The sequence below is a fragment of the Streptomyces sp. NPDC048434 genome (assembly GCF_043200375.1).
GTDB lineage: Bacteria > Actinomycetota > Actinomycetes > Streptomycetales > Streptomycetaceae > Streptomyces.
Map to the genome: position 1 here is coordinate 1 of NZ_JBICXQ010000033.1, position 14,451 is coordinate 14,451.

Here is a 14,451-nt window from a genome sequence, read left to right on the forward strand (position 1 = left end):
ACCCGGCTCGGCCGGACACTCCCCGCGCGACGCTGGTCGGCCCGACCAAGACCAGACCTGCCAGCCGGAAAACAACCTAAATCACCGGTATTGGGCGTAGCCCATTGGTGCCGACAAGGTTGTGCCATCCACATCGGTGGCAAAGGCACCTGCCACTGATCCATCAGTCCTGACGGGTGCCATCGTGGAGCCTGGTCCGGCGAACCGATTGCCGCGGGTTCGACTTCGAAGGCGCCCACGACAGAGCCGCGACGGGGCATCCCCTGGGACCGGTCGTTCAACTCGCCCAGGAACGCTGTCAGTCCGGCGCTCCGCTCATGATCTCCGCCTTGGTGCACTACTTGGGGGCGTTCCTGACGCGGGTCCGAGGTCTACGACCTTGCCTATCGGTGCCGGCGGTGGGCCGTAGCGGTTTCACCCGCGGAGATTTTTGGTTCCTTGTGGATCTGTGGGCGCTCGCTGGCGACGGCCACTCCGTTGAGGAGCGTCTCGTCCAGCGCGTCAACGTCAACGTCAACGATGCAGGTCATCGCCCCTCTGGGGCCGGGCGCAATGAGGGCCGACGACGGGAAGAGGCAGGGCACGGACGGGCTTCTCGCGGACAGTTCCCGGCCCCCGTGCTGGGCCCGCGCGGTCCGGCGCAGGCCCAGGCAGCAGCTCCCTCGTCTGCTGGTCTCGACGTCATTTGCCGTCTCACATGCCGCCGGCCCCCGTAGTGCCGCCACCCGTGCCGCCACCCGTGGTGGTGGGCGGTGCGGTGGTGGTGGGAGGCGCGGTTGTGGTGGGCGGAGCGGTGGTGGTCGGCGGAGCGGTTGTGGTGGGCGGTGCCGTGGTGGTCGGCGGTGCGGTTGTGGTGGGCGGTGCAGTGGTCGTGGGAGGTGCGGTGGTAGTGGGCGGAGCGGTTGTGGTGGGAGGTGCGGTGGTAGTGGGCGGAGCGGTGGTCGTGGGGGGTGCGGTGCCGCCGCCCGGAGTGGTGCCGCCGGAGGTGGTGCTGGCGCCGGTGGTGGTGCTGGCGCCGGTCGTGGTCGTGGTGGCGCCCGTGGTCGTGGCTCCGCTGGTGGTGCTGGCTCCGGTGGTGGTCGTGGTGGCGCCCGTGGTCGTGGCACCGGTCGTGACCCCGCCGGTCGAGCCACCCCCCCCGCCGCCGCCGCCTCCGCCACCGCCGAAGCTGCAGAGCCGCGGGTTTGTGACGAGCCTGCCGGTCCTGACGTTCACCAGGACGAACCTGCCGTTGTTGTCGCGGACGAACTTGCAGAGCAAGTTTGGTCGCGCGCTCGACGAGGCTGACGTGGTCTTCGCCGTCTGCGGTGCCGCCTCCACGGTCATCACGCCCGCCGATCCGGCAAGTGCCACGGCCATGCAGGACGCGCCGATCAGACGAGGAAGGTGCAAGTGCTTTCGGATGCGCGACGCCATGATGCCTCCTTGAGGGATGGGCTAGGTACCTCCTCAGCCTGGGAAACCAGCCATGACCGCGGCGTTGATCCGGCGTGACCCCGGCGTGATGCGCTTCAGGGCCGGCCGCGTGTGCCGAGCTCGTCGGCGTACGCCCGTGTGCTCCAGCCCGAATCAGCTCGCGCTTCATTTCGGGGAGGCGGGGCCACGGTGCCTGGGGCTCTGGGGGCCGAGCAACGAGGCCGAGGGGGAGACGAAAAGGCGGAGTGTGGCGGGCCGAAAAGACAGGCGGTCGGTATCAGGGGAAGGTAGAGAGAGGTACCTCTCGGCGCTCGATCCGTCAGTGCCCTGGTCGGCGTACGGGGAGGGCCGGCGCACGGAGGAGGAAGCCAAGGCGAGGAAGCCAAGGCGAGGAAGCCAAGGAGTAAGGAAGCCGGGGCGAGGAAAGCGGGAAGAAGAAGCTAAGGAGAAGGAAGCTGGGGCGAGGAAACCGGGGAGAAGAAGCGCAAGGCCCCCGAGTGGCGCTGGGGCAAGCGGACATCCCCAGACGTCCGAAGTGATCTCATCGTTGGGCGTACTCGGCGCGATGCCCTGACGGGCCTTGATCAGGTCGTACCGGTCCTTCATCTCCTTCACCAAGACGGGCAGCAGCTTGGCGGTTTCGTCCGGCTCCGTTGCCAGGGCAGACAGCCGGGGCGCGAACGGAGTCAACTCCACACCGCGCTTGCCGTCGATCCCGACAAGGGCCGCGGGCTGAGTGGCCAGCCCCGTCAGTAGTTTGCGCAAGAACATCGACTTGCCCGACAGGGCCGCCCCGAGCACAGTTGGTGAGGGACTGTCCGGTAGTCGCGGACAAACGCGGTTGCGCCCTCCCGGAGTGCCACTGGCAACACCAGCAGGTCACTTCTGGTCTGGTGAGGCCTCTTCACCCGGCACAGCACATCGAAGCCGACCAACCGCAGTTCAGCGACGCCCGGTTTGAGGCTCACGACAGGCACGGCGTGAACGCCCCAGGCGTCGCAGTCTCTCGGAAGGAGCCGCCACGTCCGCCGGCTCCTGGCCAGGAGCGAGTCGAATCCGGACACGCAGCCCCGTCGAGGTGGGATGCGGAATGCCCCGCCTCGGGGGTACCGGACGGAACTCCCGACGCGTGGTTGCTCGTACGGCCAGAGCCCGCAGCCGGGACGGCTTGACGGCCAGCCCGCAGGCGTCCATGGTCGCCGGACGAGGCCATCAGGCGGACAACTGACAGAGGCAGACCTACGGTTGACCAGTAGGCCGTCAGTCACCCCGGACTCCAGGGCCTCGGCCATCAGCATCGTGGCGGACGAGGTCTCGACACGGATTACTCGCACAGATTTCCCTTGGGTGAGAGCCTGGCAGTAGGTCTGACAGGTTGACTTAGCAAGGGCGAAGCCAGGGAAGTCAGGTTGACTTGTCAAGCGATTCAAGCCGGCGCTGTTCGGTGGTCGTGGCCGGACTGCGCTGATCGGCTTCAGGTGGCCCGCATGCGGCGGCGATACGGCTTCGCCATCGCGAGGTGGATAATCTTCCTGTATAGGAATAAATGCAGGCAATCAGTATTGGATGAGGTCGTCCCGAGCGGTCCTGGCCGGGAGACCGGTCGACTGGTCGGTTGATGTCGCCGAGGAGATGCACCGCGTGACTGATGAACGGGCATGGTTGGGCGAGTTGCTGGCATCGGTGGAGTCGGCACCGCCGGAGGTGGCCGTCGCCGTTCTGGCCCAGCTGCTGGCGAGGAGGCTTGCCGCGACCGAGGTGTCCTTTCTGATCACCGACCTCGGCGGCAAGGCCGTCGTACGGCTGACCGGGACCGCGACCGAGGGCGGTCCGGAGCAGCCGCGGCAGATCGAGTTGCGCGGCTCGGTCTACGAGCGGGTGGTCCGTTCCCAGCAAGCGCACGTGGCGAGTGGCGAGCGGGCGGGCGGGGATGGACCGGGACCGGCCCAGGTCATTGCGCCGGTGTCCGACCGCGGGGATGCGATCGGTCTGCTGGAGCTGACCGTGCCCGTCCTCCCTGACCGTCAGACGATGCAACTCATCGTCGAGGCCGCCCATGCGCTGGCCTACGTGGTGATCGTCAACCGGCGCTTCACCGATCTGTACGAATGGGGCCGGCGCACCACACGGCTCTCGCTGGCCGCCGAGATCCAGCACCGTCTACTCCCTGACTCCTTCACCTGTGACACCGGCCGGTTCATCGTCGCGGGAGCACTGGAGCCGGCTGCCGACATCGGCGGGGACACCTTCGACTACACGCTCGACCGTGACGCCCTGTACCTGTCCCTCACCGACGCCATGGGGCACGACGTACAGGCAGCGCTGCTGGCGACCATGGTCGTCGGAGCGCTGCGCAACGCCCGCCGGGCGGGCGGCACCCTCCTCGATCAGGCCCGGGACGCCCACCAGGCCGTCGCGGACTACGCGGACCGAGCTCATCAGGCGTTCGCCGACCAATCGGATCAGGTGCGTCAGGCCGTCATCCGGCACGGTGGTCAGGTCATGGCCACCGGTCAACTGCTGCATGTCAGTCTCGACACCGGCGAGGCCACCTTCGTCAACGCCGGCCACGTCTGGCCGTTGCGTCTGCGCGACGGGCAGGTCGAGGAGGTCACTCCCCTGGTCGACCTGCCTTTCGGCGTCACCCCGAACCCGGGTTACCGCGTCCAGAGCCTCGACCTGCGTGAGGGTGACCGTCTGGTTCTGCTCACCGATGGAATGCTGGAGCCCCACGGGAACGAAGCGGGCCTGCGCGACCTGATCCAGGAGACCGGCGAGTGGCACCCACGCGACGCCGTACGTGTCTTCACCGAAGCCGTCCTGGAGCTCTCGGACCACGACCCACGCGACGACGCCACCGTTCTGTGCCTGGACTGGCCCGCGCCCAACGCCGTCTACACCGGACCCAGGACCAGCGACAAGCGGACCATGCCGTCCTGAAGGCTGCTCAGGCGGCGACCAGTCGGCCCACGACCGAAGTCAGCCCAGGCGGTACGTGTCTTCGAGTTCCTGGCGGTCGCCAGGCAGCAGCACATCCATGACCTGCAGGGCCTGCCCCGAGACATCGCAGGCCACGACCAGCACACTGAGCACCGGCTCGCCCTTCGGAAGCGCCAGCAGTTCGGCCTCTTCCTTGCTCGGCAGGCGAGCCGAGACGCGCTCGGTGACATGGTCGAAGCGCACGCGCTTACGAGACTCGAGGTGCGCCCGCAGCCCCTCGGCCAACGGAGCCGAGTCGGCGAGGCCAGTGCCGTCGAGCAGATCGGCAGGGAAGTACGAGGAAGCCAGCTCCACCGGCTCACCTTCATCCTCGATCAGCAGTCGCCGCACGAGCACCTTGCCCCGGTTGGGCACGCCGAGAATCGAGGCCACTCGCGGAGGAATGGGCACCCGGTCCACCTGGACGAGGCGGCCGGATGAAGACGACTCATCCCGCTCCAGCGCGTCACGCCCCCGCTGATCCTTCTGCTCGATCACTTCGGGACGACCGCGAACGATCGTGCCGTAGCCCTGCCGGGACTCCAGCCAGCCGTCCCGCTTGAGGAGTTCGAGAGCCCGAACGACGGTCGGGCGGGACATGCCGAAGGCTTGGACCAGCTGATTTTCGCTCGGTACGAGAGTGCCGGGCGGGTATGTGCCGTCTTCGATACGACCCTGGAGCGTCTGCGCAAGCCGCACATATTTCGGTGCAGCCACTTCGTACGCCATAGCCCGCCGCCTCATCGCTCCAGCCAAGTCAACTTGTCAACCAGACTACCGCCCTACCCCCTACCGGTGCCGTCCCAGTCCAGACAGCGCCGCTTGGATGTAGCACGACGCGGGCATCCGCCGCGGAGACCGCCAAGGCCGAGCGGGAGCCAACCCGCTTCCAGCCTCGGCCTCGGCATCCACGACACGCAGCCGCGGCGCTGTGTCGTTACTCCGCAGACCTTCGCGCTCATCGATCCGCACCACGGCGCCAAGGGCATGGTCCGCCAACTCGAAGAGCTCATCCAGTACTTGGACCGGAATCCGTCGACCTCCTGGACGTGGGCGGCGACATCCTCGCCCAGGGCGACGAGCCCACACTCCGCAGCCTCTCGCCGACGCCCTCACCCTCGCAGCATGCTGTGACGTCCAGCCGGTCACCTCGGTACGGGAGTGGCACCCCTCCGAGGCAACGGCGATGCCGGCCGCCACTGCACAAGGCGCCCGCGGAACGTGCGAAGCCAGGGACGCCAGCCTACCGGTTCCGCCCACCGACGAGGGCCCCACCGTGCACGAGGCCGACCTCGACGAAGCCCTCAACCGCAATCAGCCCGCCCGCGCCATCCTCGCCACGGAGAACCCGCATCAGGTCGAGCAGCACAGCCGCGAGATCTGCGGCCGCTCCGAAATCGACTACGAACGCAACAAGGCGAGTTGGCTCGGCAGCCGGCCCACCCAGAAGGTCGACCCGGAAGCCGTACTCCACCAGCTCGACGACTTCGAAGCCGATGCCCGGGGCCGTGGAACCACCCACACCACCGTCCGCCGGCTCACCGAAGCTTTCGGGTTCAGCGGCCACCAGCTCCTGAGGCGCAGCGGGCATTCGCGCCATGCTGCATCGTCCGCCGCCGGGAATCTTTCCGGGGCCGGGCGTAGTGTGAAATGGCGGTCTTTGTTCAAAACACCCGCCGAGTTTGTCGGGCGCTGAGAGACGAAAGGTCACTCATGCCTCAATCCATGCGCGCGCTCGTAGCAGGAAAGGTCGGCGAGCCTTCCGATGTCCTGCGGCTGGAATCCCGGCCCGTTCCCACGCCGGAAGCCGGTCAGGCGTTGATCCGTGTGAAGGCGACTCCGATCCACGCCAGTGATCTGCACGTGCTGCGCGGCCGCTACGGTTTCTCCCCCGAGTTTCCCGCTGTCGGGGGTCACATGGAATGCGTGGGCCGTATTGAGGCCCTGAGCCCGGATGCCGAGGGACTAAAGGTCGGCGAGCGTGTGGTGGTCGCTGCCGTACCGGCGGTACCCGGGCCCCATGCGGCCGGAACGTGGCAGGAATACCTTGTTGCCGATACACGAAGGCTCCTGCCGGTCCCCGACGATCTGAGCGACTCCAGCGCCTGTCAACTCGTCGTCAACCCGTTGGCCGCGCTGCTCCTCGTGACTCGCGAACTCGACGTGCAGCCGGGTGAATGGCTGTTGCAGACGGCCGCGGGCTCCACCGTCGGCCGGCTCGTCATCCAGCTGTCCAGGCATCTGGGTATTCGCACGATCAATGTCGTGCGGCGACGTGGTGCCGTTGAGGAGATCAAAGCGTTCGGTGGTGACGAGGTCATCTGCACCGAGGACGAGGACCTGTTGCAGCGTGTGGCTGAGACGGCAGGACCGGCCGGTGTGCGCAAGGCCATCGACTGTGTCGCGGGACCCGTAGGTGCCCAGGTATCCCAGGCATTGGCTCCGGGGGGAGAGGTCGTGGTCTACGGCGCGCTCTCCACCCATCGGCAGACTGACCCGGCAGCGCTGACGATCCCGCTGCAGGCACGCTCGGTAATCTACGAAACCAAAGTGGTCCGTGGCTTCTGGCTGAACCGCTGGTTCGGCACCGCCTCACCTGAGGATGCGCTGCACGCGCTGTCCCAGGTCCGCGGTCTCGTCGCTGATGACGTGCTGAGCATCCCCCAGGGCCGGCCGTTCCCGCTCGAACGCTTCACTGAAGCCATCGCGCTCGCCGAAACACCCGCACGTGACGCCAAGCCACTCTTCGTCTTCGAAGACGGCCGGGACAAAGACGACAGGTAGGAAGCGGCCCTGCCGGCGCCGGCAGCGGTGCGGCTGCGGCGGGGCAAGGCCGCCAAGGCCCGCGGCGCCGCCCAGCTCGGGCAGACCGCACCGCTGGGTGAGCCGTCGCATCCTTATCGGCGGGGCGACGGGGCAGGGCGAGGTCGCCGGGTGAAAGGGCCGGCGGTGCCGGGCCGCCGTTCCGTCGCTGTCACGGATGCGGCAGCGTGAGCGGACCGAACGCTCCGGAGAGGGGCGAGGGGGAGCGGCTGCTGCCGCGATGTGGCGTGGCGCAGCGTGGGCGCTCCGCCAGGCACCCCGCCATCGCGGCTGAGCATGCGGCTGCCCCGAACGTCGCGAGGGTCTCAGAGCTTGGCCAGTTTGCTGTACGGACTCATGATCCGTGCTTGCAGCGAACCGAAGTCGACAAGTACCGCGATCTCATCCTCGACACAGATCACGCGGCCGAGGCCGTACTCATCGTGTGTGACCCGATCGCCTATCGCGAACTCCTTGGGAGGACGCGTGACCGGGGGCTTGAAGGGGCTGGACGGCAGATGACGCCGGGCTACGGCAGGCTTTCTCATTAACAGCAGTATGCGCCTGGTGGGCGAGCTGCTCCTAAACACGCCGACTAACGCAACCAAGCCGAGATCTCCGTCGGCGGCCCCTGCTCACCCAGTTCCCCTCCACGGGCCCGCGAAGCTGCGGACGTACCACCAGCTCGGCGGGCTCGGGTCGCTTCACCCGCCGCCCCGGGAGCCTCCGTCCCTGGAGCACCGCAGGCCTCCGTCCGCCACTGTCAGGTCTCACGGAGTGATCACGGTGGACCGCCAAGGCCGAGGCCAAGCCGATGGCCCGGCCGTCTGGGCCGTCCCTGGGCCGTGCGAGGTAGACCGCCAGTGACAGAAGGCCACAGCGGGTGACTGCCCCCTCACCGCTCCGACCTGGGCCCCCGTAAACGATCTGCCACACTGGACGGACCATGCCTGCACCCGGAGAACTCACTTTCGTCGCGCCGCGCGGGGCCAAGAAGCCCCCGCGGCACCTTGCCGATCTCAGCCCCGTCGAGCGTCGCGAAGCGGTGGCCGCGATCGGGGAGAAGCCGTTTCGCGCCAAGCAGCTGTCGCAGCACTACTTCGCCCGCTATGCGCACGACCCGGCGCAGTGGACCGACATCCCGGCGGCGGCGCGCGAGAAGCTGGCGACCGAGCTGCTGCCGGATCTGATGAAGGTCGTCCGGCACATCTCGTGCGACGAGGACACCACGCGCAAGACCCTGTGGAAGCTGCACGACGGCACGCTCGTCGAGTCCGTGCTGATGCGCTACCCGGACCGGGTCACCATGTGCATCTCCTCGCAGGCCGGCTGCGGTATGAACTGCCCGTTCTGCGCCACCGGCCAGGCAGGCCTGGACCGTAACCTCTCGACCGCCGAGATCGTGCACCAGATCGTCGACGGGATGCGTGCGCTGCGCGACGGCGAGGTGCCGGGCGGGCCGGCGCGGCTGTCCAACATCGTCTTCATGGGCATGGGCGAGCCGCTCGCCAACTACAAGCGGGTGGTCGGCGCGGTCCGACGGCTGACGGACCCCGAGCCGGACGGGCTGGGCCTGTCCCAGCGGGGCATCACCGTCTCCACGGTCGGCCTGGTGCCGGCGATGCTGCGGTTCGCCGACGAAGGCTTCAAGTGCCGGCTGGCCGTGTCGCTGCATGCGCCCGATGACGAGCTGCGCGACACCCTGGTGCCCGTCAACACGCGCTGGAAGGTGCGCGAGGTGCTGGACGCGGCGTGGGAGTACGCCGAGAAGTCCGGCCGCCGGATCTCCATCGAGTACGCCCTGATCCGGGACATCAACGACCAGGCGTGGCGCGGCGACCTGCTGGGGCGGCTGCTGAAGGGCAAGCGGGTCCATGTGAACCTGATCCCGCTGAATCCGACGCCCGGCTCGAAGTGGACCGCCTCGCGTCCCGAGGACGAGCGGGCGTTCGTCCAGGCCATCGAGGCGCACGGCGTACCCGTGACCGTCCGCGACACCCGCGGCCAGGAGATCGACGGCGCCTGCGGTCAGCTCGCAGCCTCGGAACGCTGACCGCCCGCTGGTAGCGTGTGATCGAACAAATGCACATTCCGACAGGGGAGCGCCACAGCGCTGAGAGTGCGGAAGCGTCGTCACCACGGTGCCCGCAGACCCTTGAACCTCGCCCGGGTCATTCCGGGTAGGAAGTTCGGTCGTCACTCATGCTGTTGCGCCCCGCCCCGAGTCCCCTCCGTACGTCACCGGACGTCGAGAGCCGCGGACACCGGGCGGGGCCGCGTCTCTTCCTGGCCAGCCAGGAGGAAATCAGTGAGCACCACCAGCAGGATCACCGCCACGGCGGTCGCCGCCGCGGTCGGCGTGTCCGCTCTCGCCGCATGCGGTACCTCGGGCGGGAGCGCGGACGCCAAGACCGTCACCCTCGTCAGCCATGACTCGTTCAACGTCTCCAAGTCCGTCCTGGCCGCCTTCGAGAAGGAGAGCGGCTACAAGGTCAAGATCCTCAAGGGCGGGGACGCCGGCAAGGCCGTCAACCAGGCGATCCTGTCCAAGGGCAACCCCCAGGGCGATGTGTTCTTCGGCATCGACAACACCCTGCTCTCGCGCGGTCTGCACGAGGGCCTCTTCAGCCCGTACCGGGCCAAGGGGCTGGCGGACGTTCCGGCCGGGCTGCAGCTCGACAAGGGCGGGCACCGGGTCACCCCGCTCGACTACGGCGACATCTGCGTCAACTACGACCGCGGCTACTTCGCCCGGCACAAGATCGCGCCGCCGAAGAGCTTCGACGATCTGATCAAGCCGCGGTACAAGGGGCTGCTCGTCACGGAGAACTCCGCCACCTCCTCCCCGGGGCTCGCCTTCCAGCTCGGCACCATCGCGAAGTACGGGGAAGCCGGCTGGCAGGGCTACTGGAAGAAGCTCAAGGCCAATGGCGCCGAGGTCGTCGACGGCTGGGAACAGGCCTACTACGAGCGGTTCTCGGGCTCCGCGGCCGGCAAGGGCAAGGGCGACAAGCCGCTGGTGGTCTCCTACGCCTCCAGCCCGCCGGCCGAGGTGCTGGGCAAGAAGCCCGCGCCCGAGGAGGCACCGACCGGGGTCGCGACGGGCACCTGCTTCCGCCAGATCGAATTCGGCGGCCTGCTCAAGGGCGCGAAGAACGAGAAGGGCGGTAAGGCGCTGCTGGACTTCCTGCTGAGCAAGGAGTTCCAGGAGGACGTACCGCTGCAGATGTTCGTCAACCCGGCGCGCGGGGACGCCAAGGTGCCGGAGCTGTTCACCAAGTACGGCACGACGATCGACAAGCCCACGACGCTGCCTCCCGAGACGATCACCAAGAACCGCGAACAGTGGATCAAGCAGTGGTCCTCGCTCGTTCTGAAGTAACCCACGAGCGGCGTCCCGGGCCCGCGAAGGGAACGGCGGTGCGGCTCGGCCTGATGGCGGTGCCGCTCGCCTTCTTCGCGCTGTTCTTCGCCTATCCGGTCGTGGCGATCGTCGGACGGGGCCTGAAGGACGGCGGACAGTGGCAGTTGGGCCGGTTCGGTGCCGTGCTGAGCGACCCGGACGTCGTCCATGTGCTGTGGTTCACCGTCTGGCAGGCGGCGGCCTCCACGGGGCTGACACTGCTGGTCGCGCTGCCCGGCGCCTATGTCTTCGCGCGCTTCGACTTCCCCGGCAAACAGCTGCTGCGGGCAGTGGTGGCGGTGCCGTTCGTGCTGCCGACCGTCGTCGTCGGCTCGGCCTTCCTGGCGCTGGCCGGGCGGGGCGGGCTGCTGGACGAGCTGTGGGGCCTGCGCCTGGACACCTCGGTGTGGGCGATCCTGCTCGCCCATGTCTTCTTCAACTACGCCGTGGTCGTACGGACCGTCGGCGGGCTCTGGGCGCAGCTCGACCCGCGTCAGGAAGAGGCGGCGCGGATGCTGGGGGCCGGACGGTTCGCGGCCTGGCGGCGGGTGACGCTGCCGGCCCTGGGGCCCGCCGTCGCGGCCGCCGCGCTGATGGTCTTCCTCTTCACCTTCACCTCCTTCGGGGTGGTGCAGATTCTGGGCGGGCCCACCTTCGCGACGCTGGAGGTGGAGATCTACCGGCAGACCGCGGAGTTCCTGGATCTGCCGGCGGCCGCCGTCCTCACCATGATCCAATTCGCGGCGGTACTGGGCGTGCTGGCACTGCACGCCTGGACCGTGCGCCGCCGGGAAACCGCCCTGCGGCTCGTACCGGCCTCGCAGACCGCCCACCGGCCGCGCGGCCGCGGTCAGTGGGCGCTTTTGTGGGGGACGCTCGCCGTCATCACCGTCCTGCTCATCGTGCCCCTCGCCGTGCTCGTGGAGCGGTCGTTCGCCGGGCCGGACGGCTACGGAGCGGTGTTCTACACCTCGCTGCGGTCCGCCGCGAACGCCGACAGCACCTTCGCCGTCGCGCCCCTCGACGCCCTGTGGAACTCCCTCGCCTACGGGGCGGCGGCCACGGCGATCGCGCTGGTGGTGGGCGGGCTGGCGGCCGCCGCGCTGACCCTCCCCCGGCTCCGCAGGGGCCTGTCCGGACGCACGGCCCTGGTCAGCCGGTTCGTCCGCGGCTTCGACGCACTGCTGATGCTGCCCCTCGGGGTGTCCGCGGTGACCGTCGGCTTCGGGTTTCTGATCAGTCTCGACACACCCCCGCTCGATCTGCGCGCCTCATGGTGGCTGGTGCCGCTCGCCCAGGCGCTGGTGGGGGTGCCGTTCGTGGTCCGGACGATGCTGCCGGTCCTGCGGGCGGTCGACGGACGGCTGCGGGAGGCGGCCGCCGTGCTCGGCGCCTCGCCGTGGCGGGTGTGGCGCGAGGTCGACCTGCCCCTGGTGCGGCGCGCCCTGCTGATCGCCGCGGGCTTCGCCTTCGCCGTCTCGCTCGGCGAGTTCGGCGCGACGGTCTTCATCGCGCGGCCGGACCAGCCGACGCTGCCGGTCGCCGTGGCACGCCTGCTGGGACGTGCGGGAGAGCTCAACTACGGGCAGGCGATGGCCTTGTCGACCATCTTGATGGTCGTATGCGCCGGCGCCTTGCTGATACTGGAGCGCCTGCGTCCCGTCGACCACTCCGGGGAGTTCTAGATGACGGCACGGGCCGGGACCACTGCGCAGGAGCTGCTGCGGCTGGGCGGGGTGACCGTCCGCTTCGGCAGTGCGGGGCACCCCGCACTGGACGCGGTGGATCTGGACGTCGCCGCGCACGAGATCGTGTGCGTCCTGGGGCCGAGCGGCAGCGGCAAGTCCACCCTGCTGAGAGTGGTCGCCGGACTCCAACAGGCCGACGCGGGGCAGGTGTTGCTGGAGGGGCGGAATCAGTCCGGGGTGCCCACGCACCGGCGCGGCGTCGGCCTGATGTTCCAGGACCACCAGCTCTTCCCGCAGCGCGATGTCGAAGGGAATGTCGCCTTCGGGCTGCGGATGCGGCGTTCCTCACGCGTCGACCGGGAGCGTACGGTCGCCGAACTGCTGGACCTCGTAGGGCTGCCGGGCGCCCAGCGCCGCGCCGTGACCTCCCTGTCCGGCGGCGAACAGCAGCGGGTCGCGCTGGCCCGCGCGCTGGCCCCCCGCCCTCGCCTGCTGATGCTGGACGAGCCCCTCGGCCAGCTCGACCGCGGGCTGCGCGAACGGCTGGTCGTCGAACTCCGCCGTCTCTTCCACGAATTGGGCACCACCGTGCTGGCGGTCACCCACGACCAGGGCGAGGCCTTTGCGCTCGCCGACCGGGTCGTGGTGATGCAGGACGGCCGGATCGCGCAGACCGGCACCCCGCTGGAGGTCTGGCAGCGGCCCGCCACCGAATTCGTCGCCCGCTTCCTCGGCTTCGACAATGTGGTCGGGGCGACGGTGCAGGGCGAGGCCGCCGCCACCCCCTGGGGCAAGGTGCCGGTCCCGGACGGTACGGCGGACGGGCCGTGCCGCCTGCTCGTACGCCCGGCCGGGGTACGGCTGACCGCCGCCCCGGAGGGCCTGCCCTGTACGGTCGCGTCCCGTACCTTCCGTGGCACCCATGTTGCGCTGCTGCTCCAGCCGGCCGCCGGACCGCAGGTAGAGGCGGCCTGCGCACTGCGGGACGCGCCGGAGGTGGGGGAGCGGGTGGGCATCGCCTTCGCGGCCCAGGACGTGGTGGTGCTGGACGCGCCGGATACGGCGGCGGGCTGAGCCCGCGAAGAGGCCGGTCACCGCGGGGGCGCCGGGGCGGTCAGCCGTTTCCGGCCGCGGACCGGTCGGCCTGCCGGCGTTCCGGCCGGTCCGTCCCGGGGTCCTGCGGCCCGACGGGAGCGGGGCGCGCTCAGCGAGTCGCCACTTCCGTCTCCTGACCGGCCGCCGGCGCGTCGGACTCCGTCCCCGGCTCCGGTTCGCCGAACCAGGCGACCGCGACGGCGCCCGCCACGGCCACCACGAACCCGAGGACGGCGACCCAGGCGAAGCCCGGACGCGAGGAGTCGCCCAGCCACAGCACCCCGAGAATGCCGGGGACCACCGTCTCGCCCACCACCAGCGCCGCCGTGGCGCCGTTCACCGAGCCGATCTGCAGGGCGACGGTGTGCAGATACATGCCGCCGATACCCGCCACGAGAATCGCGTACAGGGCGGGGTCACCGAGGAGGGACGGCAGGTCGAAGGGCGCCACCCCGTTCAGCACGCGTACGCCGACACCGAGCGCGCCGAAGCCCAGGCCGGAGAGCAGGCCCGCGAGGATCGCGGCCCGGCCACCGAGCAGACGCACGATCAGGGTGCCGCCGCCGATGAGCACGAGGGAGGCGGCGAGCAGCCACCAATGTGCGGCGATCGGTGTGTGGCCGCTGCCTTCCGGCCCGGCGGCCGTGGCCAGCAGCACCAATGCCGCGCACACCACCGCGATGGAGGTCCATTCGGCCCGGGTGAGCCGGATGCCGAGGAGCTTGATGCTCAGTACGGCAGTGATCACGAGATTGGCGCTGATCACGGTCTGGGAAAGGAACAGCGGGAGCAGCCGGGCGGCCAGCGCGCCGAGCCCGAACCCGATGAAGTCCAGGACGCTTCCCACCATGAACTCCCAGGTCACGGCAGCTTTCGCGGTGGACGACAGGCTGGGGCCGCCATGCTGGGTGACACCGGTGGTGGACGCCTCGGCCGCCTCCCGGCGGGCGGACTTGCGCGAGCCCACCGCCTGCAGGACCGATCCCGTGCCGTAGCAGGCCGATGCCGCTACGGCCGTCAGAAGACCGATGATCACCAAGAGCTCCGTTCGCCCGCTGTCTGTATTAC

General features: G+C 69.4%; 10 protein-coding genes, 2 pseudogenes and 1 riboswitch. Of the genes and pseudogenes, 8 read left to right on the forward strand and 4 right to left on the reverse strand.

From position 1 onward, the window contains the following. Positions 1-727 precede the first annotated feature (727 nt). Entirely contained in the window at positions 728-1,429 is a 702-nt protein-coding gene (locus tag ACGFWI_RS32035; protein ID WP_393909547.1) for a hypothetical protein, read from the forward strand. 482 nt (positions 1,430-1,911) lie between these two features. On the opposite strand, the pseudogene ACGFWI_RS32040 reads toward ACGFWI_RS32035, so the two are convergent. After that, positions 1,912-2,680: pseudogene (locus tag ACGFWI_RS32040) on the reverse strand (FtsK/SpoIIIE domain-containing protein); the annotation flags it as partial. Positions 2,681-3,057: 377 nt separating this feature from the next. On the opposite strand from ACGFWI_RS32040, the gene ACGFWI_RS32045 reads away from it, so the two are divergent. Beyond that, positions 3,058-4,356: a PP2C family protein-serine/threonine phosphatase gene (locus ACGFWI_RS32045; RefSeq protein WP_393909548.1), complete on the forward strand. Its 1,299-nt coding sequence runs from the start codon at positions 3,058-3,060 to the stop codon at positions 4,354-4,356. Positions 4,357-4,395: 39 nt separating this feature from the next. On the opposite strand, the gene ACGFWI_RS32050 is transcribed toward ACGFWI_RS32045, so the two are convergent. Then, positions 4,396-5,124 (reverse strand): GntR family transcriptional regulator, encoded by a 729-nt coding sequence (locus ACGFWI_RS32050; RefSeq protein ID WP_393909549.1) that lies wholly within the window; start codon positions 5,122-5,124, stop codon positions 4,396-4,398. A gap of 33 nt (positions 5,125-5,157) precedes the next feature. Between ACGFWI_RS32050 and ACGFWI_RS32055 the strand changes: the two are divergent. Together ACGFWI_RS32055 and ACGFWI_RS32060 are read left to right on the forward strand one after the other, a co-directional pair. Then, positions 5,158-6,091, forward strand: a pseudogene (locus tag ACGFWI_RS32055) (DUF1152 domain-containing protein). A gap of 29 nt (positions 6,092-6,120) precedes the next feature. After that, on the forward strand, positions 6,121-7,179 hold the full coding sequence (locus ACGFWI_RS32060; protein WP_393909550.1) for a zinc-dependent alcohol dehydrogenase family protein: 1,059 nt from the start codon (positions 6,121-6,123) through the stop codon (positions 7,177-7,179). A 344-nt stretch (positions 7,180-7,523) separates the two neighbouring features. On the opposite strand, the gene ACGFWI_RS32065 is transcribed toward ACGFWI_RS32060, so the two are convergent. Further along, positions 7,524-7,745 carry a hypothetical protein gene (locus ACGFWI_RS32065; protein ID WP_393909551.1) on the reverse strand — a complete coding sequence of 74 codons (222 nt, stop codon included), beginning with the start codon at positions 7,743-7,745 and terminating at the stop codon, positions 7,524-7,526. A gap of 398 nt (positions 7,746-8,143) precedes the next feature. On the opposite strand from ACGFWI_RS32065, the gene rlmN reads away from it, so the two are divergent. From rlmN to ACGFWI_RS32085, 4 genes are all read left to right on the forward strand, one after another. Then, positions 8,144-9,250, forward strand: coding sequence for a 23S rRNA (adenine(2503)-C(2))-methyltransferase RlmN (rlmN, locus tag ACGFWI_RS32070; protein ID WP_393909552.1), 1,107 nt, complete (start codon positions 8,144-8,146; stop codon positions 9,248-9,250). Between the two features lie 33 nt (positions 9,251-9,283). Next, positions 9,284-9,402, forward strand: a riboswitch (TPP riboswitch). A 103-nt stretch (positions 9,403-9,505) separates the two neighbouring features. After that, a complete protein-coding gene (locus ACGFWI_RS32075; RefSeq protein ID WP_393909553.1) occupies positions 9,506-10,579 on the forward strand; it encodes a thiamine ABC transporter substrate binding subunit in 1,074 nt (357 codons plus the stop codon). 53 nt (positions 10,580-10,632) lie between these two features. Continuing rightward, entirely contained in the window at positions 10,633-12,285 is a 1,653-nt protein-coding gene (locus ACGFWI_RS32080; protein WP_393909618.1) for an ABC transporter permease, read from the forward strand. Further along, entirely contained in the window at positions 12,286-13,362 is a 1,077-nt protein-coding gene (locus ACGFWI_RS32085) for an ABC transporter ATP-binding protein (protein WP_393909554.1), read from the forward strand. It abuts the gene before it with no gap. A 130-nt stretch (positions 13,363-13,492) separates the two neighbouring features. Here ACGFWI_RS32085 and ACGFWI_RS32090 read toward each other — a convergent pair whose 3' ends face one another. Further along, on the reverse strand, positions 13,493-14,419 hold the full coding sequence (locus tag ACGFWI_RS32090; protein WP_393909555.1) for a hypothetical protein: 927 nt from the start codon (positions 14,417-14,419) through the stop codon (positions 13,493-13,495). Positions 14,420-14,451 lie beyond the last annotated feature (32 nt).